The organism is Mycobacterium paraffinicum (assembly GCF_001907675.1).
Taxonomy (GTDB): Bacteria; Actinomycetota; Actinomycetes; order Mycobacteriales; family Mycobacteriaceae; genus Mycobacterium; species Mycobacterium paraffinicum_A.
On record NZ_MPNT01000038.1, the window covers coordinates 34,233 to 52,168 of the forward strand.

Below are 17,936 nucleotides of genomic sequence, written 5' to 3' on the forward strand. Positions count from 1 at the left end.
CTCATCTTGGGCATCGAATCACGGTGGGGTCAAATAGAATTGGGGAGCATCGGATTTTCTCGACCTTGACTCACCGAGCTTCGGGGTGCTCGGTCACATATCGGATGAAGCCGATCACGTCGTCGGCCACCAGTCGTCCGATGGCCCCGCTCGAGTACACGGCGAGGCACACCCGCCCGTCGGGCGTCAGGATGAAGCCGGTCGATTGCAGATAGTGCGGATCGTCGTTGACGTAGGCACCGAGCGCCGCGGCGACCTTGTCGGCGTCGACGCTGTGGCCGACCGGAAACCGCAGTCTGCGCTTGGCGACGAGCGCGGCGGATGTGTCCTCGTCATCGACAGAAAAGGCGACCACTTTCGCGTTGACCTCGCTCAGCGCGTCGAGCGCGCGCGAGAACGCGGCGAGCTGCGCGTTGCAATAGGGGCACCAGGACCCGCGGTAGATCAAGATGACGCCGTAGGAGCCGGTGAGGTCATCCGGCAGCGAGATCATGCCGCCACCGACGGCGGGAATGTCGAGAGGCGGGAAAAGCTGGCCGTGGCTGAGTCGAGGCATCGGCGTCCTTGATCGGTGATTCATTGACTAGTCGCCATCATCCTGGGACAAAACTGGACTGACAATTACAATTGGCCGCGTCATTGCCGTCCAAGAACCGCTGCCGCGCTACGTCCACTTGCGAAAGACCGCGGTTAGGGACATACGTTGAGGCAGAACATCTTCGAGAACCCGTTGTCGCGGATATGCCGGGGCGATTCGACGAGCGCTCAACGCAGGCAAGACAAGGCGCGGAGTCGCCGAATTGCGAACGACATCGGCGCGATGGCCTCAGTTCGTGCTGCACCGGTATCCGGCGACGTGCCCCAGGGCCATGCCGAGGGCGAGTTCGAGGGGACGGGCGCTACGCGTGGTCTGGGCCATGAGCAGCCCGCCTTGCAGCGCACTCATCATGGTTAACGCGAGATCGTCCACGTCGGCCTCTTCGGCGAGTTCGCCATTGTCGCGCATCACCGCGAAACCCGCGGACAGATAAGACTGCCATTCGGCGAAGGATCGTGCGAGCTCATGTCGGGCCGCCTCCGATCGGTCGGCGAGCTCGCTCACCAGCGAGCCGAGTGGACAGCCGCCGATGCCATTGGTCTCGCGGACCATGCTCACGAGATGATCACACCAGCGCTGCAGGCCATCCCACGAGGACAGCTCGCTCAGCAACGGTTCCTGGGCCTCGATGACGCGGCCCAACTGGGTCTTGATCACTTCGCCGATAAGCGCGTCTTTGTTGTCGAAATAGTGGTACAGCTGCGACCGGCTGGTGCCGGTAGCCGTCATGACCGCGTCCAGACTCGTCCCCGCCACGCCGTGCTCCCGGACGAGGGATGCCGCACCGTCCACGATGCGAGCCTTGGTCGCCGCGCCGCGCACAGTCAGCCGCGCGCTAGGACGACCCGCCTTCGACGCCACGGCCGCACATTATCCGAATTGGAATTGTCAGTCCAGTTTTGTCTCAGCATGATGGCGAGTAGTCAGCGCACCGCCGTGAAGGATGCCGCGCCGCTATCTAGCTGTGGCACAGGCCATTACGGGACGTTTGAGGGTGCATAACGCCCGTGAGAAAGGAGCCATGATGGGTCGCGAATCAGCGAAACCCGCAATCGTGCTGGTCCACGGGGCCTTCGAAGATGGGTCGATCTGGAATCGCGTGATCCAGCGGCTTCAGCACGAGGGCTATCCGGTCGTCGCCTTCGCCAACCCGCTGCAGGGGGTGGCGGTCGATGCCGCCCACCTGCGCAGCATGACCGAAAGAATCGACCGGCCGATGATCCTGGTGGCCCATTCCTACGGCGGAGCCGTCATTACGCAGGCCGGCGCGGACGACCCCATGGTGAAGGGCCTGGTATACGCGGCCGCGGTGATGCCGGCGGCCGGCGAGTCGGCAAGCCAGTTGCTCAGCCGGTACCCGGGCAGTTCTTTCCTGACGTCAGTCGAGCAAGTCGATTACAGGCTGCCCGGCGGAACAAGCGGCTCGTATCTGCTCTATCAGCCCGACAAGTTCCACAGCCAGGTCGCGGCCGACGTGCCCGCGAGCGAGGCCGCCTTGATGGTCGCCACGCAGCGCCCGATGAACGTGGCGGCGCTGAACGAGACAGTGACGGCCGCCGCCTGGACGAGTAAGCCAAGCTGGCAGATCAGGACCCTGCAAGATCTCGCACTTCCGGTCGCCGAACAGAAATTCGAAGCCGACCGTGCCCATTCCCACGTTACTGAGGTGAACTCGTCGCACGCGGTCACCGTCTCTAGCCCGGACGTCGTGGTCGACGTCATCGCACAGGCCGCCGCGGGCCCAGCCGCGCTGTGACTGGGGTCTATCGGGTGGCGGTGCCGGCGCCACAACGTGCCTCGGGCCAGCGACGTCGACGACGGTGCGGCAGCTGTCTGGCGTTCCGTCTGCCGCAAGGAGTCGAATCAGCGTGATGACGGCAGCCATATCTGAGTTGGACAGGGGAGACCAGTGACATGAGCAAACCCGCAGACCATCTCACATTCCTTGAGCGAGTGGTACTTTCACGCATCGTGAGGGTGCACACCTTCGGCTATCGAAAGACGCGCGGCCTGATCGGACACCATGTTCCCGGCATGCCCGCCAGTCTGCTCCTGCACACAGTGGGTGCCACGACGGGCATCGCTCGGACCGCGGCCCTTACTTACGCGCGCGACGGTGGCGACTTTCTCGTCGTGGCTTCCTGGGCTGGTGCGCCGGTCGCTCCCGGCTGGTATCACAACCTGCAAAGGAGGCCGGCCGCGCACATCAATGTCGGAAGACAACGAATCCCGGTGATAGCTCGGGCAGTACTTCCTGGAGAGCCCGACTACGGCCGGTTGTGGCGAATTGTCAACGATAACAATGCAAACAACTACGATGCCTACCAGCAACGCACGTCGCGGCCAATTCCGATTGTGCGGTTGACTCCGGCGTGAACGGCTTGGGAGCCGACCAGCCTGGCGCCGATCGCTACGGAGCTCGTGCAGTCCGCGGCCTCAGTTTCGAGCGTCAGCTCGGGCGCTCGAGTGAAAGCGTCAGATGCCCGCCCCCGGGTTGAGGATGCCCTTCGGGTCCAGGGCCTGCTTGATGCGCCGGTTGAGGTCCATCACCTCGGGCCCGAGGTAGCCGGCCAGCCACGGCCGCTTCAGCCGGCCGACGCCGTGCTCACCGGTGATCGTGCCGCCGAGCCCGACGGCGAGGTCCATGATCTCGCCGAAGGCGAGATTGGCCCGCTCGGTCATCGCGGCATCCGCGGGGTCGTACACGATCAGCGGGTGGGTGTTGCCGTCACCGGCGTGGGCGATGACCGAGATGGTCAGGTCGCGTTCGGCCGCGATGTCCGCGATGCCGGTGACCAACCGGCCCAGCGCCGGCAGGGGCACCCCGACGTCCTCGAGCAGCAGCGACCCCTTGGCCTCCACGGCGGGAATGCAGAACCGGCGGGCGGCGACGAACGCCTCGCCCTCGTCGGGGTCGTCGGTCGAAAAGACTTCCGTCGCACCGCTTTCCGCGAATACGGCGGCTATCACCGCGGCGTCCTCGCTGCCCGCGCGCCCCCGTTCGTCGGAGCCGGCCACCAGCATGGCGGCCGCGCCGCGATCCAGGTCCATGCGCAGGGTGTCCTCGACGGCGTTGATCGCCACCGAATCCATGAACTCCAGCATCGAGGGGCGCAGCCGGGCGGTGACGCCGAGAACCGCCTCGACGGCCGCCTCGATCGTCGGGAAGGAGGCCACCACGATGCTGGACGCGTTCTGCTTGGGCACCAGCCGCAGCGTGACCTCGGTGACGACACCCAGGGTGCCCTCGCTTCCGACGAAGAGCTTCGTCAGCGAAAGCCCGGCCACGTCCTTGAGCCGGGGGCCACCGAGCCGGACCGCAGTCCCGTCGGCCAGCACCACCTGCATGCCCAGCACATAGTCGGTGGTGACCCCGTACTTGACGCAGCACAGCCCGCCGGCATTCGTGGCGATGTTGCCGCCGATGCTGCAGATCTCGAACGACGACGGATCGGGCGGATACCACAGGCCGTGCTCGGCGACGGCCTTCTTGACCTCGGCGTTGAACAATCCCGGCTGACAGACCGCGGTGCGGGTCACCGGGTCGACGGTGATGTCACGCATCTTCTCCGTCGACAGGACGATGCCGTTGTCCAGCGCCGTCGCGCCGCCGGACAGCCCGCTGCCGGCCCCCCGGGTCACCACCGGCACGCCATGCGCACAGGCCCAGCGCAACACGGCCTGCACGTCCTCGGTGCGGCGCGGGCGGACCACGGCCAACGGTTTGCCGGCCGACGGGTCGAGGGCGCGGTCCTGGCGATAGCCCTCCGTGACGGTCGGGTCGGTGACGACCATGCCGTCGGGCAGGCCGGCAATCAGCTCGGCCAGCGGGTCTGCGGTCACGAGGCGCTCACGGGACCGATCTTAAAGGCCCGTCGGCGCTGTACAGTTGAGCGATTCTGGCGAAAGGCGGGTCAGGAGTGTTTGGACGGCGAGATCTCAGCAAAGTCGGTATCCGCGCGTATGCCGACGTCCTGGCCGCGGAGCAGTCGGCGCTGTCGGTCACCATCGGCAACCCGAACCTCGTCGACAACACCGAGGTTCGCTGGAAGCTGCACGTGCGCGTCACGCCAGACGGTGAACCGCCGTTCGAGGCCGGCGTCACCGCGCTGTTGCCCCAGCTGACCCGCCCCCACCCGGGCATGCGGCTGCCCGTGCTCTATGACCCGAAGGACCACAGCCGCATTCAAGTCGACCACCGGCCGGCCGCCACCGCCGACGCGGCCATCGATGCCGTGACCGCGGCCCGCCCCGACCTCGCGGGCGCTCAGGTGATGGGCATGCCGATGACCGATGTCATCCGGCGAGCCATCGCCGACCCCAACGCCTTCCGGGAAGAGATGATGCGGCGCGGGGCCGAGATGCAGCAGCAGGCGCTCGGCGCGATGCAGGCGGCACAGACCCAACAGGGCGCGGATCCCATCGAACGGCTCGAGCGGCTGGCCGCGCTGAAGGACCGCGGTCTGCTCACGGACGACGAGTTCGAGCAGCAGAAGCGCAAGATCCTCGGCGAGTGAATCAAAGCGAGTGCCGGCTCCCGGGGGAGAATGTAGCCGTTGATCCGCGGCCCGACCACCGAATATTCGGGGCGTTCTGCCGTCGCCCGCCGGCTGTCTGCAGGATGGTCATGTGCTCGTCCACCCTCGTACCGGCCAGGCGTTCGATTCTCCAGTGGTTCCCGGCACCGGTTGGCCGGGGGATCCGGCGACCCCGCGGACACCGGTGGCCGCCGACGCCGCGCAGGTCGCCGCGTTGGCTCCTCGGGCCGCGTCGATCCCCGAACTCGACGCCTTGATCAGCGTCTGCCGCGCGTGCCCGCGGCTGGTCGACTGGCGCGAGGATGTCGCCGCGCTGAAGCGCCGCGCCTTCGCCGACCAGCCGTATTGGGGCCGGCCGGTGCCGGGCTGGGGCTCGGAACGCCCGCGGCTGCTGATCGTCGGGTTGGCGCCGGCCGCGCACGGGGCCAACCGGACCGGGCGCATGTTCACCGGGGACCGGTCCGGCGATCAGCTGTACGCGGCACTGCACCGGGCCGGGCTGGTGAACCAACCGACCAGCGTCGATGCCGCGGACGGGTTGCGGGCCAACGCGGTTCGGATCTCCGCGCCGGTGCGGTGCGCTCCGCCGGCGAACGCTCCGACGCCGGCGGAACGCGACACCTGCTGGCCGTGGCTGGAAGCCGAATGGCGGCTGGTGTCCGAGCACGTGCGCGTGATCGTGGCTTTGGGCGGATTCGCCTGGCAGATCGCGCTGCGGCTGCCGGGCGCGTCCGCGATGCGCAAGCCGCGATTCGGCCACGGGGTCGTTGCGCAATTCGCGCCCGGTGTGCGGCTACTCGGCTGTTACCACCCGAGCCAGCAAAACATGTTTACCGGTAGGTTGACACCAGCAATGCTCGACGACGTTTTCCGGGACGCGAAAAGGCTGGCAGGGATTAAGTGACTGACGTTCTGATTTCCGGCGCCAGTGTGGCCGGTGCAACGGCGGCTTATTGGCTTGGACGGCACGGCTATTCGGTCACCGTGGTGGAGCGCCACCCCGGGCCGCGGCCGGGCGGCCAGGCGATCGACGTGCGTGGGCCGGCGCTGGGAGTGCTGGAACGCATGGGGCTGCTGGCCGCGGCGCAGAAGCGCAAGACGCAAATTCGCGGCGCTTCGGTCGTCGACCGCGACGGCAACGAGCTGTCCCGAGACACCGAGGCGACACCGACCGGCGGACCCATCGACAGCCCCGACATCGAGCTGCTGCGTGACGACCTCGTCGAATTGCTCTACGGCGCAAGCCAATGGACGACCGAATACGTCTTCGACGACACCATCACCGGCCTCGAGGACGACGGCGCCGCCGTCAACGTGACCTTCGAACGCGCGCCCGCGCGCAGCTTCGACTTGGTCATCGGGGCCGACGGATTACACTCCAACGTGCGGCGGCTGGTGTTCGGCCCCGAGGAGCAATTCATTGAGCGGCTGGGCACCCACGCGGCGATCTTCACCGTGCCCAATTTCCTGGACCTCGACTATTGGCAGACCTGGCACTACGGGGACTCCACGATGGCCGGGGTCTACAGCGCCCGCAACAACGCCGAGGCCCGGGCCATGCTCGGTTTCATGGAAACCGATCTGCGGATCGACTACCGGGACACCGAGGCGCAGTTCGCCGAGCTGGAACGGCGGATGGCAGACGACGGCTGGGTGCGTCCCCAGTTACTCGAATACATGCGCAGCGCACCTGACTTCTACTTCGACGAGATGTCGCAGATCAAGATGGACCGCTGGTCGAAGGGCAAGGTCGCGCTGGTCGGCGACGCCGGGTACTGCTGCTCGCCGCTCTCGGGTCAGGGCACCAGTGTCGCGCTGCTGGGCGCCTACATCCTGGCCGGCGAGCTCGCCGCTGCCGGTGACGACTACGAACTCGGCTTCGCCAACTACCACAAAGAGTTCAACGACTACGTCAAGCGCAACCAATGGCTGGTCGTCGACAACATCCCGGGTGGGGCGCCCATCCCGCAGGAGGTCTTCGACCGCATCGTCAGCTCGATCACCCTCAAGGACTACTGAGAGTCCTTCGGCCGAGCAGACGCAAAATCACCCGACACGCCGGGCGGGCGTGCGATTTTGTGTCTGCTCGCGACTAGGCGGGGAACGTTCGAGGGGCCGAAGGCGTTGACGGCAACGTGCGTCTTTCCGTCCTTGACCTCGTCCCGGTGCGTACCGACCAGACGACCGCCGACGCGCTGGCGGCGACGGTGCAGCTGGCCCAGGCCGCGGATCGGCTGGGTTTCACGCGCTACTGGGTCGCCGAGCACCACAACATGCCGTCCGTCGGCGCCACCAGCCCGCCGGTCCTGATCGCCTATCTGGCCGCGCAAACCACGCAATTGCGCCTCGGGTCCGGCGGCGTGATGCTGCCCAATCACGCGCCGCTGGCGGTGGCCGAGCAGTTCGCGCTGCTGGAAGCCGCCGCCCCGGGCCGTATCGATCTCGGCATCGGCCGAGCGCCCGGCTCCGACCCGGTGACCTCCTACGCGCTGCGGGGTAGCCGCGGCGACGAAGACATCGAGAACTTCCCCGAATACCTCGACGACGTCGCGGCGCTGATGAGCGCGCGCGGCGTCGTCGTGCCGCTGCGCTCGGGGGACTACCGGCTCAAGGCCACCCCGGCCGCCGCCGGCGAGCCGCGCCTGTGGTTGTTGGGATCGTCGATGTACTCGGCGCACCTGGCCGCCGCCAAGGGACTGCCGTACGTGTTCGCACACCACTTCTCCGGCCAGGGGACCGAAGAGGCGCTCGAGGTCTACCGGTCCCGGTTCAAGCCGAGCGCCGTGGCGGCCGAGCCGGTGACGTTCCTGACGGTGAACGCAGCGGTCGCCGAAACCCGGGAAGAGGCAACGGCATTGATGCTGCCCAACCTGCAGATGATGGCGAAGCTGCGCACCGGCCAGCCCCTCGGCCCGGTGCCGCTCGTCGAGGAGGCCGAAGGCGCCGAGCTGACGCCGCAGCAGCAGCTCATCGTGGACAGTGGGCTGCGGCGAGCGGTCCTCGGGACGCCCGCCGAGGCCGCCGAACAGCTACGGGCGCTGGCGCAACGGTTCGACGTCGACGAGGTGATGGTCAACCCCGTCGCATCGGCCCACCGCGGCACCGACCCGGCCACCGCGCCGGCGCGCGTCGCGACCCTGGAATTGCTGGCCAAGGAGTTGTTCTAACCCCTCAATCCGTCACGCGCGATCGCTCGGAGTCGAACGACCTCACGATCGCGCCCCTCCCGATGATCCAGCGTCGCAGTTGGTCCGGCGGCAGTGGCGGGCTGTGCACGAAACCCTGGGTGATGGTGCAGCCGTAACCGCGCAGCGCGCTCAGCGTCAGCTCGTCCTCGACCCCCTCGGCCACGAGGTCGGCGCCCAGGTTCTGGGCCAAGTCCACGGTGGACTGCACGATGGCCACCGAGCGGGGATCCTGGGCCAGCCGCGCCACGAATCGCCGGTCGAGCTTCAACTCGTCGACCGACACATCCTGCAGGCGGGCCAGCGACGACCACCCGGTGCCGTAATCGTCCAGCGAGATGCGCACGCCCAGCAGCTGCAGGGCGGCGACGGTATCGCGGGAGCGCTCCGAGTCGACGAGTGCGCTCTCGGTGATCTCGATGATCAGCGCGTCGGGGGGCAAGCCGTGGTCCCGCAGCAGCCGTTCGATGGTGACCGCGAGGTCGAGGTCGAGCAGGTTCGCCGTCGCCAGGTTGACCGCGACGGTCAACGGGATGCCCTGCTCGCGCCACGACCGAATCTGCTCGAGCGTCAGGCTGATCGCGCGATGGGCCACCGCGCGCATCAAGCCGGCGCGCTCCGCGGCGGGCAGAAAGGCCTCCGGCAGCAGTAGCCCACGGGTCGGATGCTGCCAGCGCAGCAACGCCTCGACACTGTGGACGCTCCCGTCGTCCGCGTTGACCTTGGGCTGATAGTGCAGTGTCAACTGGTCGCCGTGGTCCAGCGCGGCCCGCAACTCCCTAACCAGATTTGGGTCGTGGTCCCGGTCGGTCTCGAAGGCCGACTCGTACACCGCGATCCTGCTGACGGCCGACTTGGCGTGCGGGATCCCCGCCTCGGCGCGATTCAACAGCTCCTGGGGATGGTCGCAGTGGTCGGGGTACAGGGCGATGGCGATGCAGGAATCGATTTCCACACTGATCGCATCGAGTTCGAACGGGATGCTCATCGCTTCGAGCAACCGCCCCGCCTGGGCCCGCGCGGCCACCAGGTCCGATCCGTCGCCGAGCAGGATGGCGAATTCTTCGTCGCTTACCCGCGCCAGCAGATCGTCGCGACGCACGTTGTGCGTGAGCCGGTTTGCGATGCGCCACAACAGCTCGTCGCCGAAGTGCCGGCCGGTCGAGTCGTTGATCTCCCGCATCTTGTGCAGATGCAGCAACAGCAGCGCACGCCGCGACGACGCCCGGCCCGACGACGCCGAAGCCGACAGCGCGGTCAGCGCCGTCGCCAGTGACCGCCGATTGGGCAGCGTGGTCAATCGGTCGGTCATGGCTTGCTGGTGGCTCTCCGCCAGCAAGCTGACGTCCCGGAAGCTGACCGAGAAGCGCGCGGCGACCGCGACGAGGCTCAGTGCCGCGAGCGTCGAAGCGAGCCGCGAATTGTGTCCCAGGATGATGACGCCGAGCGCAACGACGGTGCACGTCACCGGCACCGCGTAGGAGCCGAGTCCGCGCCGCGCCGCCGGCATCGCCGACGAGGAACGGGCCCAACTGGCCATCGCCACCAGTAGCGACGACGCCGGCCAGAGTGCGTCCAGCGTGGTACCCACCCGGTACGAACCCGCCGAGGTTTCGAAGAGGTACGCGGTGTCCGCGACCGCGAAGCCCACCAGCCCGGCGACCAGCAATCCCCAGCGAAAGTCGCTGCGCCAGCCGAGGATTGGCAGCATCCCGACGGCCAGTGCCAGCAGCACCAGATCGCCCCACGGGTAGACCAGACCCACCAGCACCGTCGCCGGCACCCTGGCCGCGGCGGCATGCATGGGTCCGGCTCTCAGCGCGGCGCCCAGCGCGGCAACGGCCAGCGCGCACACCAGGGAATCGAGGCGGATGGGCATCGGCACCCGTCTCAGGTGCGACCGCATCAGCAGCACAATCCCGGCATAGACGAACGGATAGAACGCCAGGTATTCCGGATCGGCGACCGACGGCGAATGCGGGTTGGGCACCCACAACGCATAGACGACGTCACCGAACGCCGACAGCGCCATGCCGGCCGCGATCATCGACCACGCAACCCGGTCGGCTCTGAGGCGGTACGCGCGAACGGCGATCAAGCCGGCCGCCCCCAGGTTCAACACCGAATACAGATATTTGGCGAATAAGACGCTGTTGCTGGCATTCGGGAAGAGGGCGCTGGTCGCGGTGAATGCGAGGACGCCAATCGTCAAGGCGGCCAACGTGATCCGGATCGCCGTCGGTGGCCACCGAACGCCGTCGAGGGCATCCTGTGGTTGCGCCGGTTTCGGCGTCGTCAGGTCAGCGGCTCGCCTGAGCTTCGGGGCGGTGCTCGCCTCGACGGCGGAGTCCGCGGCGGGGGGCGAACCGGTCAGTTGGTCGACCGAAAACGAGTAGGAGAGCGGCAAATCGGGTACGAAGCTGCGAACGCATTGGCCGCCTTCGCGTTTGGCCGTGTACATGGCCAGGTCGGCGTGGCGGAGCAGCTGTTCGACGCTGCACTCCGACGCGGCGGTGGCCACCGTGAAGCCGACGCTCGGGCGGACCGGTATGGGAACGCCGTCCACCAGGATAGGCGTGTGGAATGCCTCGAGAACCCGATGCGCCGCCTCCCGCGAGTCCTCGACGGAACCCTCGAGCAGCACGGCGAATTCGTCACCGCCGAGGCGGGCGGTGATGCACTTGTCGCCCAAGCTGGCGGTGAGCCTCGCAGCCACCCGAACCAGCAGCTCGTCACCGGCGGGATGGCCGAGCGCGTCGTTGACCGATTTGAAATTGTCGAGGTCCAAGAACAGCATCCCGACGGGTGTGCCGTCGTGTTCGCGACGGGCGACGGCCTCTTCGAGCCGCTGCAGGAAGTAGGCCCGGTTGGCCAGGCCGGTCAGGCTGTCGCGGAAAGCTTCCCGAGCGACCTCCGATAGCAGGCGCTGGTTCTCCATCAGAACCACGAATTGCCGGAAGAGCACCGCGGCCACCAAAATTCCCAGGGCGAACAGCAGCGGCCCGTGCGCCATCAGCCCCACGGCGTGGGCCAATCCGACCGCGGCGGCAACCACCAGTGGCAGATACGGCAACCACAGGCGGGTGCGCGACCGAATCTGCTCGGCGCGCGACGTCGGCAACGGCGACTCGTTGACGCTCGCCAGCGCGGCGAACGCGATCATTGCCAACCCGGCCACCCTGCCAAAGTCCACCACGGCGCTGACCTGATAGCTGCCGACCCCGCTCTTGAACACCGTCGCAATGTCGACGACGCTGATCGTCGCCACTCCGCCGGCCACCAGGTTGCGACTGGGGATGTCGCCGGTCACGCCCCGGGCCAGCAGCAGGATGGCGATTGTCAACAGGACGACGTCGTTGAAGACCTCGGGAAGCGTCGTCAGCCGCGAGCCGCTGTCCACCCGCAGTTGCTTGTCGAGCACGAAGACCCACGACACGACGAACAGCGATGTCGCCACGATGAGACCGTCCAGCGCCAGCCGCGGTGGACTGCGACGGGACAGACGCGACAACAGCACCAGCGAGGCCATGGCGCCGAACGGCCAGAAAAGCAGCACGATCTCGGCGGTGGCCGGGTGCGTCGCATGGGCCAGCACCGGGCGCGCCTCGTAGACGGCCCAGATGACCTCACCGACCGCCCAGCCCAGCAGGGCCGCCAGCATCGCCAGCCAGCCGAACCTGTGTCGTCCGGTGGCGAAGCGGGCCGCATAACCGGCGCACGCCGCCCCGAGTAAGAGGCAAAGCGCGAGCACGATCTCGTCGACCGGCCGGGTCGCGTAGGCGCCCTCCCAGCCGGCGACCGACGACGTGACCACCAGCGTGGCCGCCAAAGCGTAGGTGCCGAGCAGGAGCCAGCCCAGGCGCGGGGACAGCCCTAACCGCCGCCAGGGATTTCCCGTCCAGGGTTTCATGCCCGCTCCAGCCGATCGGCGCCGTGTGGTGAGCAACCGGGAGGAGTTCACCGCGCGTTACAGGAGAATAAACCTCCGCGCGGCGTTCGAGGTCAACGCCGCGTGAGTACCACAACCGGGATCGGCCGCGACGTTTTCTTCTGGTAAGCCGTGTAACGGTCGCCATTGTTCTTGTTGACGATCTGCCAGAGCCGCGGGTAGTCGGCATCGTCGGGCAGTACGGCGCGGGCGGTTACCGCGAAACGCTTCGGCCCAGTATTACTGGCTGGCGTCGATGCGGGCCAGGGCCGAACGCAGAATTTGCGCGGTGGCGTCCCGGTCGGGGTCGCGCCGCAGCAGCAGCCCCTTGGCGACCGACAGCTTGTCGCCGTTGCGCCGCGGCAGCACGTGCAGGTGGATGTGGAACACCGTCTGGAAGGCGGCGCTGCCGTCGTTGATGGCGATGTTGGTGGCGTCGGCCAATTCCGTCGCGTGCGCGGCGCGGGCGATCCGCTGGCCGAGGGTGACCATGCCGGCCAGCGTTTCCGGGGGCGTGTCGGTGAGGTCCACGGTGTGCCGCTTGGGAATCACCAGGGTGTGACCGCGGGTGAACGGCCGGATGTCGAGGATGGCGAGGTAGTCGTCGTCTTCACAGATCCGGATGGCCGGCGCCTCCCCGGCGACGATCGCACAGAACACGCAAGACATGTCGCCCACGGTACTGGCCGGTGCGATGTGGGGGATACGCTGCCGCAGTGGACGCTCGCGACGTGGCCTTTGCCGGCGCGGCCGCTCAGGTGAGGATGCTGGCCGACGGCGAACTGACTGCTCCCGAGCTGCTCGAGATCTATCTGGACCGGATCGCGCGGATGGACAGTCAGCTGCGCTGCTACCGCGTGGTGCTCGCCGACAGCGCGCGCTACGAGGCCGCCGTCGCACAGGACCGCCTCGACGCCGGCGAGCGGCTCCCCCTGCTCGGCGTGCCGATCGCGATCAAGGACGACGTCGACGTCGCGGGTGAGGTGACGACCTACGGCAGCGGCGGACACCGGCCGGCGGCGGCGTCCGACGCTGAGGTGGTGCACCGGCTGCGCGCCGCGGGCGCCGTGATCATCGGCAAGACCAATGTGCCCGAGCTGATGATGTTTCCCTACACCGAGTCGCTGACCTTCGGTGCGACCCGCAACCCCTGGAATCCCAGACGCACCCCGGGCGGCAGCAGTGGTGGCAGCGCCGCGGCGGTGGCCGCGGGCCTCGCTCCGCTGGCGCTGGGATCCGACGGCGGCGGCTCGATTCGCATTCCGGCGATCTGGTGCGGACTGTTCGGCGTCAAACCGCAACGAGACCGGGTGTCGTTGGAGCCGCACGACGATGCCTGGCACGGGCTGAGCGTCAACGGTCCACTGGCCCGCTCGGTGCTCGACGCCGCGATGTTCCTCGACGCGACGTCGACGGTGCCGGGGCCCGAGGGGGAGTTCGTGGCCGCCGCGACCCGTTCGCCCGGCAGGCTGCGAATCGCCCTGAGCACCAAGTCCCCGACGCCGCTGCCGGTCAGGGTCGGCAAGGAGGAGCTGACGGCGGTCGAACAGGCCGGCGCGCTACTGCGCGACCTGGGCCACGAGGTGATCAACGCCGACCCCGACTATCCACCGTCGGCCATCATGACCAACTACCTGCCGCGCTATCTGCGCGGCATCAGCGACGACGCCGACTCGCTACCGCACCCCGAACGCCTGGAACCGCGCACCCGCAACCTGGCCCGCGCCGGCTCGTTCTTCTCGGATCACCGCATGACGGCCCTTCGCGAGGCGGAGCCGGCGCTGACCGCCCGGATTCAATCGATCTTCGACGACGTCGACGTCGTTCTCACGCCGGGCAACGCGACCGGCCCCTCCCGCATCGGCGCCTACCAACGCCGCGGCGCGATATGGACGCTGCTGGCGGCGGCGCAGCGCGTGCCATACCAACAGGTCTGGAACCTGACCGGACAACCCGCCGCGGCCGTGCCGTGGGACTTCGACGGTGACGGCCTGCCGATCGCCGTGCAGCTGGTCGGCCGGCCGTACGACGAGGCGACCCTGTTGTCGCTGGCCGCGCAGATCGAAACCGCCCGGCCATGGGCGCACCGCCGACCGCCGGTGTCATAGCGGCGGCGCCTCATCGATCGCGCCCCGCGAGCGGGTGGGGGTTCCTGCCACTTGTGGGGGCGTGCGCCCATCGCCGGGCTTCGCCGCGCTCGCGATCAACGCGATGGCGCTCCAGGCGGCCAGCTTCGAGTGCGGCGGCACGGCGTGCGCCGGGCTCGTCGACGGCAGCCGCCGGTACTGGACCCGGTCGTCGGCCTCGGCCAGCCTGCGGTACAGCTCGGCGGCCTTGGCGCCGTTGAAGTACACCCGCGCGATGGCGGGGTAGCGGGCGTACAGTTCGCCGAAGTCGTTGACCTCCAAGCTTTTCGGTTCGATCGCCGAGTCCGCGCTGCCGGCTCGGCGGCAGGCGCGCACCACGTCCCAAAGCGCCACACCGCCCGATTGCAATGCGGCCAGCCGCGTTTCGTAAGGCGCCGTCGCGGCGAAGCCGAACAGCTCTGCGGTGATCGGCCAGAATGCATTTCGCGGATTGGCGTAGTACTGACCCACCGCCAGGGATTGCACGCTGGGAAAGGAGCCCAGGATCAGCACCCTGGCGCGCTCGTCGACGACAGGCGGGAATCCCCGCAACAGTGGTGCGCTCATCGCTTCACATCATGGCTCGCCGTGTCTGCTGGCGACCCGTCCCCCGCAAGCGCGAGGAGCCCCCATCGCCCGGCTTTGCCGCCCTCGCGATCGGCGCGCGTTGTACGTTGGCGAAGTGGAGGACGACGGTCACAACCGCGCCGACCCGCACATCGAGGACCTGCTGGACGGACTCGAGGGCAGCGCACGCGCCGAGCGGGCGGAACTCGTGCAGTGGCTGCTGGATCAGGGCATCACCCGCGGCGAGATCCGGGCCACTAACCCGCCGCTGCTGCTGGCCACCCGGCACCTCCTCGGCGGCGACGGGACCTACGTGTCCACCCGTGAGATCAGCGAGACCTACGGCGTCGACCTGGCGTTGCTGCAGCAAGTGCAGCGCGCCATCGGCCTGGTGCGGGTGGACGACCCCGACGCGATCGTGCACATGCGCGCCGACGGCGAAGCCGCCGCCTTCACCCAGCGGTTCGTCGAGCTGGGACTCGATCCCGAGCAATTGGTGCTCGTGGTCCGGGTGCTCGCCGAAGGCCTGTCCCGCGCCGCCGAGGTCATGCGCTATGCCGCCCTTTCGACGATCATGCGCCCGGGAGCCACCGAGCTGGAAATCGCCAAGGCGTCAAAGGCATTGGTCAGCCAGGTCGCGCCGATCCTAGGCCCGATGATCCAGCACATGCTGTTCATGCAGTTGCGGCACATGATGGAGACCGAGGCCGTCAACGCCGCCGAGCGGGCGGCGGGCAAGCCGCTTCCGGGCGCGCGCCAGATCACCGTCGCGTTTGCCGACCTCGTCGGCTTCACTCGGATAGGCGAAGTGGTATCGGCCGAGGAGCTGGGGCACCTGGCCAACCGGCTGGCCCACCTCGCCCGAGACGTGACCGTGCCGCCGGTGCGGTTCATCAAGACGATCGGGGACGCGGCGATGTTCGTCTGTCCCGAGCCGCTGCCCATGCTCGACGTCGTGCTGAAGCTCGTGGAGGCCGTCGACACCGACAACGACTTCCCGCGGCTGCGGGCCGGCGTGGCCTCCGGCATGGCGGTGAGCCGGGCCGGGGACTGGTTCGGCAGCCCGGTCAACGTGGCAAGCCGGGTCACCAGCGTCGCGCGCCCGGGAACCGTGCTGGCGGCGGACTCGGCCTGGGAGACGATCGGCGACACCGGCGAGTTCAATGGCTCCTTCGCCGGCGCGCGCCGCCTCAAAGGCATCAAGAACGAGGTGAAGCTGTTCCGGATTCGTCGGGGCGACCGCGGCGACTGACTCGGGGATCCTGCCGACATGGGCAGGCCCGGACGACACTAGGGGGCGTTTGACTCCGTCATGCGCGGGTCCTACGCGGCCGGTTTTCTACCCTGACTTCCGGCGCTTGGAATTGGTCGTTTCCGGGCCTGCTTCGCTACCAAAAATACAACTTTGATCTGCCCATATCAACGGGTTCTGCGGAGTCGGACGCGGTTCTGGCGGGCCCCCGACGCGGCGACCCGGTTCGCCGCGGGTGAACACTGTTCCCTTTCTGTTGTAACGATGTAATCATGTAATAATGAAATCGCATCACACGCACGGCCGGCGCTACGGCCGCCCCGGCGGCTGGCAGCAGGCCCAGCAACCCGACGCCAGCGACGCCGCCGAATGGTTCGCCGGACGCCTGCCCGAAAGCTGGTTCGACGGTGATCCGACGGTGATCGTCGACCGCGAAGAGATCACGGTTATCGGACGGCTGCCCGAGCTCGAGGGCTCAGAGAAAGAGGAGAGCGAGGCCCGCGCCGAAGGACGTGCCTCGCGGTTCCGCGAGAAAACCCGTTCGGAGCGAATGCGCATCGCCGACGAGGCGCAGGATCGCTACGGCCGCAAGGTTTCCTGGGGCGTCGAGGTCGGCTCGAAATCCGGCCCGGAGCGAATCCTGTTCACTCACATCGCGGTACCGGTGATGACGCGCCTGAAGCAACCGGAACGGCAAGTCCTCGACACGCTCGTCGACGCCGGCGTCGCCCGGTCGCGGGCCGACGCCCTGGCCTGGTCGGTCAAGCTGGTCGGCGAGCACGCCGAGGAATGGTTGGCCAAGCTGCGCAGCGCCATGTCGGCCGTCGACGACTTACGCGCCGAGGGCCCGGACCTTCAGTCGTAGGCGAAACCTACTCTTCAGGGCTCGCTACGCGTTGTCGACTTTGGCGACGATCTTGTCGACGATCTGGGTGCCCTGATCGCTGATGTGGTATCCGCACGCGTTGACGTCCACGATGACGTTGTTGGCCGCGCTCATCGCGCGCTGGCACTCCCACCCGTCGGCGCCTTCTTGGGTGTCCAACACGGCGATCTTCGGCGGGCCGCCCTGAACTTGGGCAAACGTCCAGCGATACGTCTTGCCCTTGTTCGTCACGGTCACCGTCTTGCCCGCGCAGCCCTTCCACTTGCCCGCCGACGTCTCCACGAAGGCCTTCGCCTTGTCGGCGGACGGAAAGAGGACGACGGCCTGGTTGACCCAATGGTCGTAGTTGTCACCCGGTTCCGACGACACCAGCCCGTTCACCGCTGAGTACCCGGTGCCCGAGTACACCGGGCTTTGGGTGGTGTACAGCGCTCCCTGGCAGTCGGGCTGCGACACCGTCAGCGACGAGGCGTCCATTGACTGAATGGGCTTGCCGGGCTCCATGGTTGACGACCCCATGACGGAGTTGATGTCGGAGGCGCCGAGCAGGAGCGCGCTGAGGCGCTCGGCCGGTATCGGATCGGGTACCGGCGCCGGCTTCGGTCGCACGACGAACCAGATGCCCACGGCACCGGCGGCGAGGACGACGACCAGTGCGGCGACGCCGGCGATGAGGGGCCAGGGGTTGCGGCGTTTGGGTGGGGGTTGGTTCCAGGCGGGTGTGCCGGTGAATGGTTGCGGGGTTGGTGGTGGGGGGCCGCCCCAATTGGGCTCACAGGTATGCGACTCCCTGTGTGTGGCACTTTACGACGCCCACGCAGGGTGCGGAAGAATCGCGGTCAGCATGGACCACAAC

Annotated in this window: 14 protein-coding genes and 3 pseudogenes; 9 read left to right on the top strand and 8 right to left on the bottom strand. The window is 67.9% G+C overall.

Features of this window, described 5'->3' with window-relative positions; genetic code table 11:
- Window positions 1-70 precede the first annotated feature (70 nt).
- Together BRW65_RS26685 and BRW65_RS26690 are read right to left on the bottom strand one after the other, a co-directional pair.
- On the bottom strand, window positions 71-556 hold the full coding sequence (locus tag BRW65_RS26685) for a peroxiredoxin family protein (RefSeq protein WP_073879840.1): 486 nt from the start codon (window positions 554-556) through the stop codon (window positions 71-73).
- Between the two features lie 270 nt (window positions 557-826).
- Window positions 827-1,390: a TetR/AcrR family transcriptional regulator gene (locus BRW65_RS26690; protein WP_244168221.1), complete on the bottom strand. Its 564-nt coding sequence runs from the start codon at window positions 1,388-1,390 to the stop codon at window positions 827-829.
- Between the two features lie 151 nt (window positions 1,391-1,541).
- Between BRW65_RS26690 and BRW65_RS26695 the strand changes: the two genes are divergently transcribed.
- Both BRW65_RS26695 and BRW65_RS26700 read left to right on the top strand, forming a co-directional pair.
- Window positions 1,542-2,354 (top strand): alpha/beta fold hydrolase, encoded by an 813-nt coding sequence (locus BRW65_RS26695; RefSeq protein WP_244168222.1) that lies wholly within the window; start codon window positions 1,542-1,544, stop codon window positions 2,352-2,354.
- 158 nt (window positions 2,355-2,512) lie between these two features.
- The gene (locus BRW65_RS26700; protein WP_073879844.1) at window positions 2,513-2,974 is read left to right on the top strand and encodes a nitroreductase/quinone reductase family protein; all 462 of its coding nucleotides are present in this window, start codon (window positions 2,513-2,515) and stop codon (window positions 2,972-2,974) included.
- A gap of 99 nt (window positions 2,975-3,073) precedes the next feature.
- Here BRW65_RS26700 and BRW65_RS26705 read toward each other — a convergent pair whose 3' ends face one another.
- The gene (locus tag BRW65_RS26705) at window positions 3,074-4,441 is read right to left on the bottom strand and encodes an FAD-binding oxidoreductase (protein WP_073879846.1); all 1,368 of its coding nucleotides are present in this window, start codon (window positions 4,439-4,441) and stop codon (window positions 3,074-3,076) included.
- A gap of 77 nt (window positions 4,442-4,518) precedes the next feature.
- Here BRW65_RS26705 and BRW65_RS32055 point away from each other — a divergent pair, with 77 nt between their 5' ends.
- The 4 genes from BRW65_RS32055 to BRW65_RS26725 all read left to right on the top strand — a co-directional run bounded on the left by BRW65_RS32055 (window position 4,519) and on the right by BRW65_RS26725 (window position 8,303).
- Entirely contained in the window at window positions 4,519-5,115 is a 597-nt protein-coding gene (locus BRW65_RS32055) for an SHOCT domain-containing protein (RefSeq protein WP_073879848.1), read from the top strand.
- Window positions 5,116-5,212: 97 nt separating this feature from the next.
- Window positions 5,213-6,040 carry a uracil-DNA glycosylase gene (locus tag BRW65_RS26715; RefSeq protein WP_073879850.1) on the top strand — a complete coding sequence of 276 codons (828 nt, stop codon included), beginning with the start codon at window positions 5,213-5,215 and terminating at the stop codon, window positions 6,038-6,040.
- A complete protein-coding gene (locus BRW65_RS26720; protein ID WP_073879852.1) occupies window positions 6,037-7,155 on the top strand; it encodes an FAD-binding protein in 1,119 nt (372 codons plus the stop codon). Before BRW65_RS26715 ends, BRW65_RS26720 begins: the two co-directional genes overlap by 4 nt.
- 116 nt (window positions 7,156-7,271) lie before the next feature.
- Entirely contained in the window at window positions 7,272-8,303 is a 1,032-nt protein-coding gene (locus tag BRW65_RS26725) for an LLM class flavin-dependent oxidoreductase (RefSeq protein WP_073879854.1), read from the top strand.
- Between the two features lie 4 nt (window positions 8,304-8,307).
- Here the strand turns inward: BRW65_RS26725 and BRW65_RS26730 are convergent, their stop codons facing one another.
- The 3 genes and pseudogenes from BRW65_RS26730 to BRW65_RS26740 form a co-directional block, all read right to left on the bottom strand.
- Complete coding sequence (locus BRW65_RS26730; protein ID WP_084188006.1) at window positions 8,308-12,231, bottom strand: bifunctional diguanylate cyclase/phosphodiesterase; 3,924 nt, start codon at window positions 12,229-12,231, stop codon at window positions 8,308-8,310.
- Window positions 12,232-12,323: 92 nt separating this feature from the next.
- Window positions 12,324-12,491 (bottom strand): annotated as a pseudogene (locus tag BRW65_RS26735) (nitroreductase/quinone reductase family protein); the annotation flags it as partial.
- Window positions 12,490-12,918, bottom strand: coding sequence for an HIT family protein (locus BRW65_RS26740; RefSeq protein WP_073879878.1), 429 nt, complete (start codon window positions 12,916-12,918; stop codon window positions 12,490-12,492). The pseudogene BRW65_RS26735 and the gene BRW65_RS26740, both read right to left, overlap by 2 nt.
- Window positions 12,919-12,965: 47 nt before the next feature.
- Between BRW65_RS26740 and BRW65_RS26745 the strand changes: the two genes are divergently transcribed.
- Window positions 12,966-14,357: an amidase gene (locus tag BRW65_RS26745; RefSeq protein ID WP_073879856.1), complete on the top strand. Its 1,392-nt coding sequence runs from the start codon at window positions 12,966-12,968 to the stop codon at window positions 14,355-14,357.
- Between the two features lie 102 nt (window positions 14,358-14,459).
- Here BRW65_RS26745 and BRW65_RS26750 read toward each other — a convergent pair.
- A pseudogene (locus tag BRW65_RS26750) lies at window positions 14,460-14,942 on the bottom strand (DNA-deoxyinosine glycosylase); the annotation flags it as partial.
- A gap of 115 nt (window positions 14,943-15,057) precedes the next feature.
- Between BRW65_RS26750 and BRW65_RS26755 the strand changes: the two are divergent.
- Both BRW65_RS26755 and BRW65_RS26760 read left to right on the top strand, forming a co-directional pair.
- Window positions 15,058-16,194 carry an adenylate cyclase regulatory domain-containing protein gene (locus tag BRW65_RS26755; RefSeq protein ID WP_208611934.1) on the top strand — a complete coding sequence of 379 codons (1,137 nt, stop codon included), beginning with the start codon at window positions 15,058-15,060 and terminating at the stop codon, window positions 16,192-16,194.
- Window positions 16,195-16,474: 280 nt separating this feature from the next.
- Entirely contained in the window at window positions 16,475-17,059 is a 585-nt protein-coding gene (locus BRW65_RS26760) for a hypothetical protein (RefSeq protein ID WP_073879860.1), read from the top strand.
- A gap of 24 nt (window positions 17,060-17,083) precedes the next feature.
- Here BRW65_RS26760 and BRW65_RS26765 read toward each other — a convergent pair.
- Window positions 17,084-17,848 (bottom strand): annotated as a pseudogene (locus BRW65_RS26765) (sensor domain-containing protein); the annotation flags it as partial.
- Window positions 17,849-17,936: the final 88 nt, after the last annotated feature.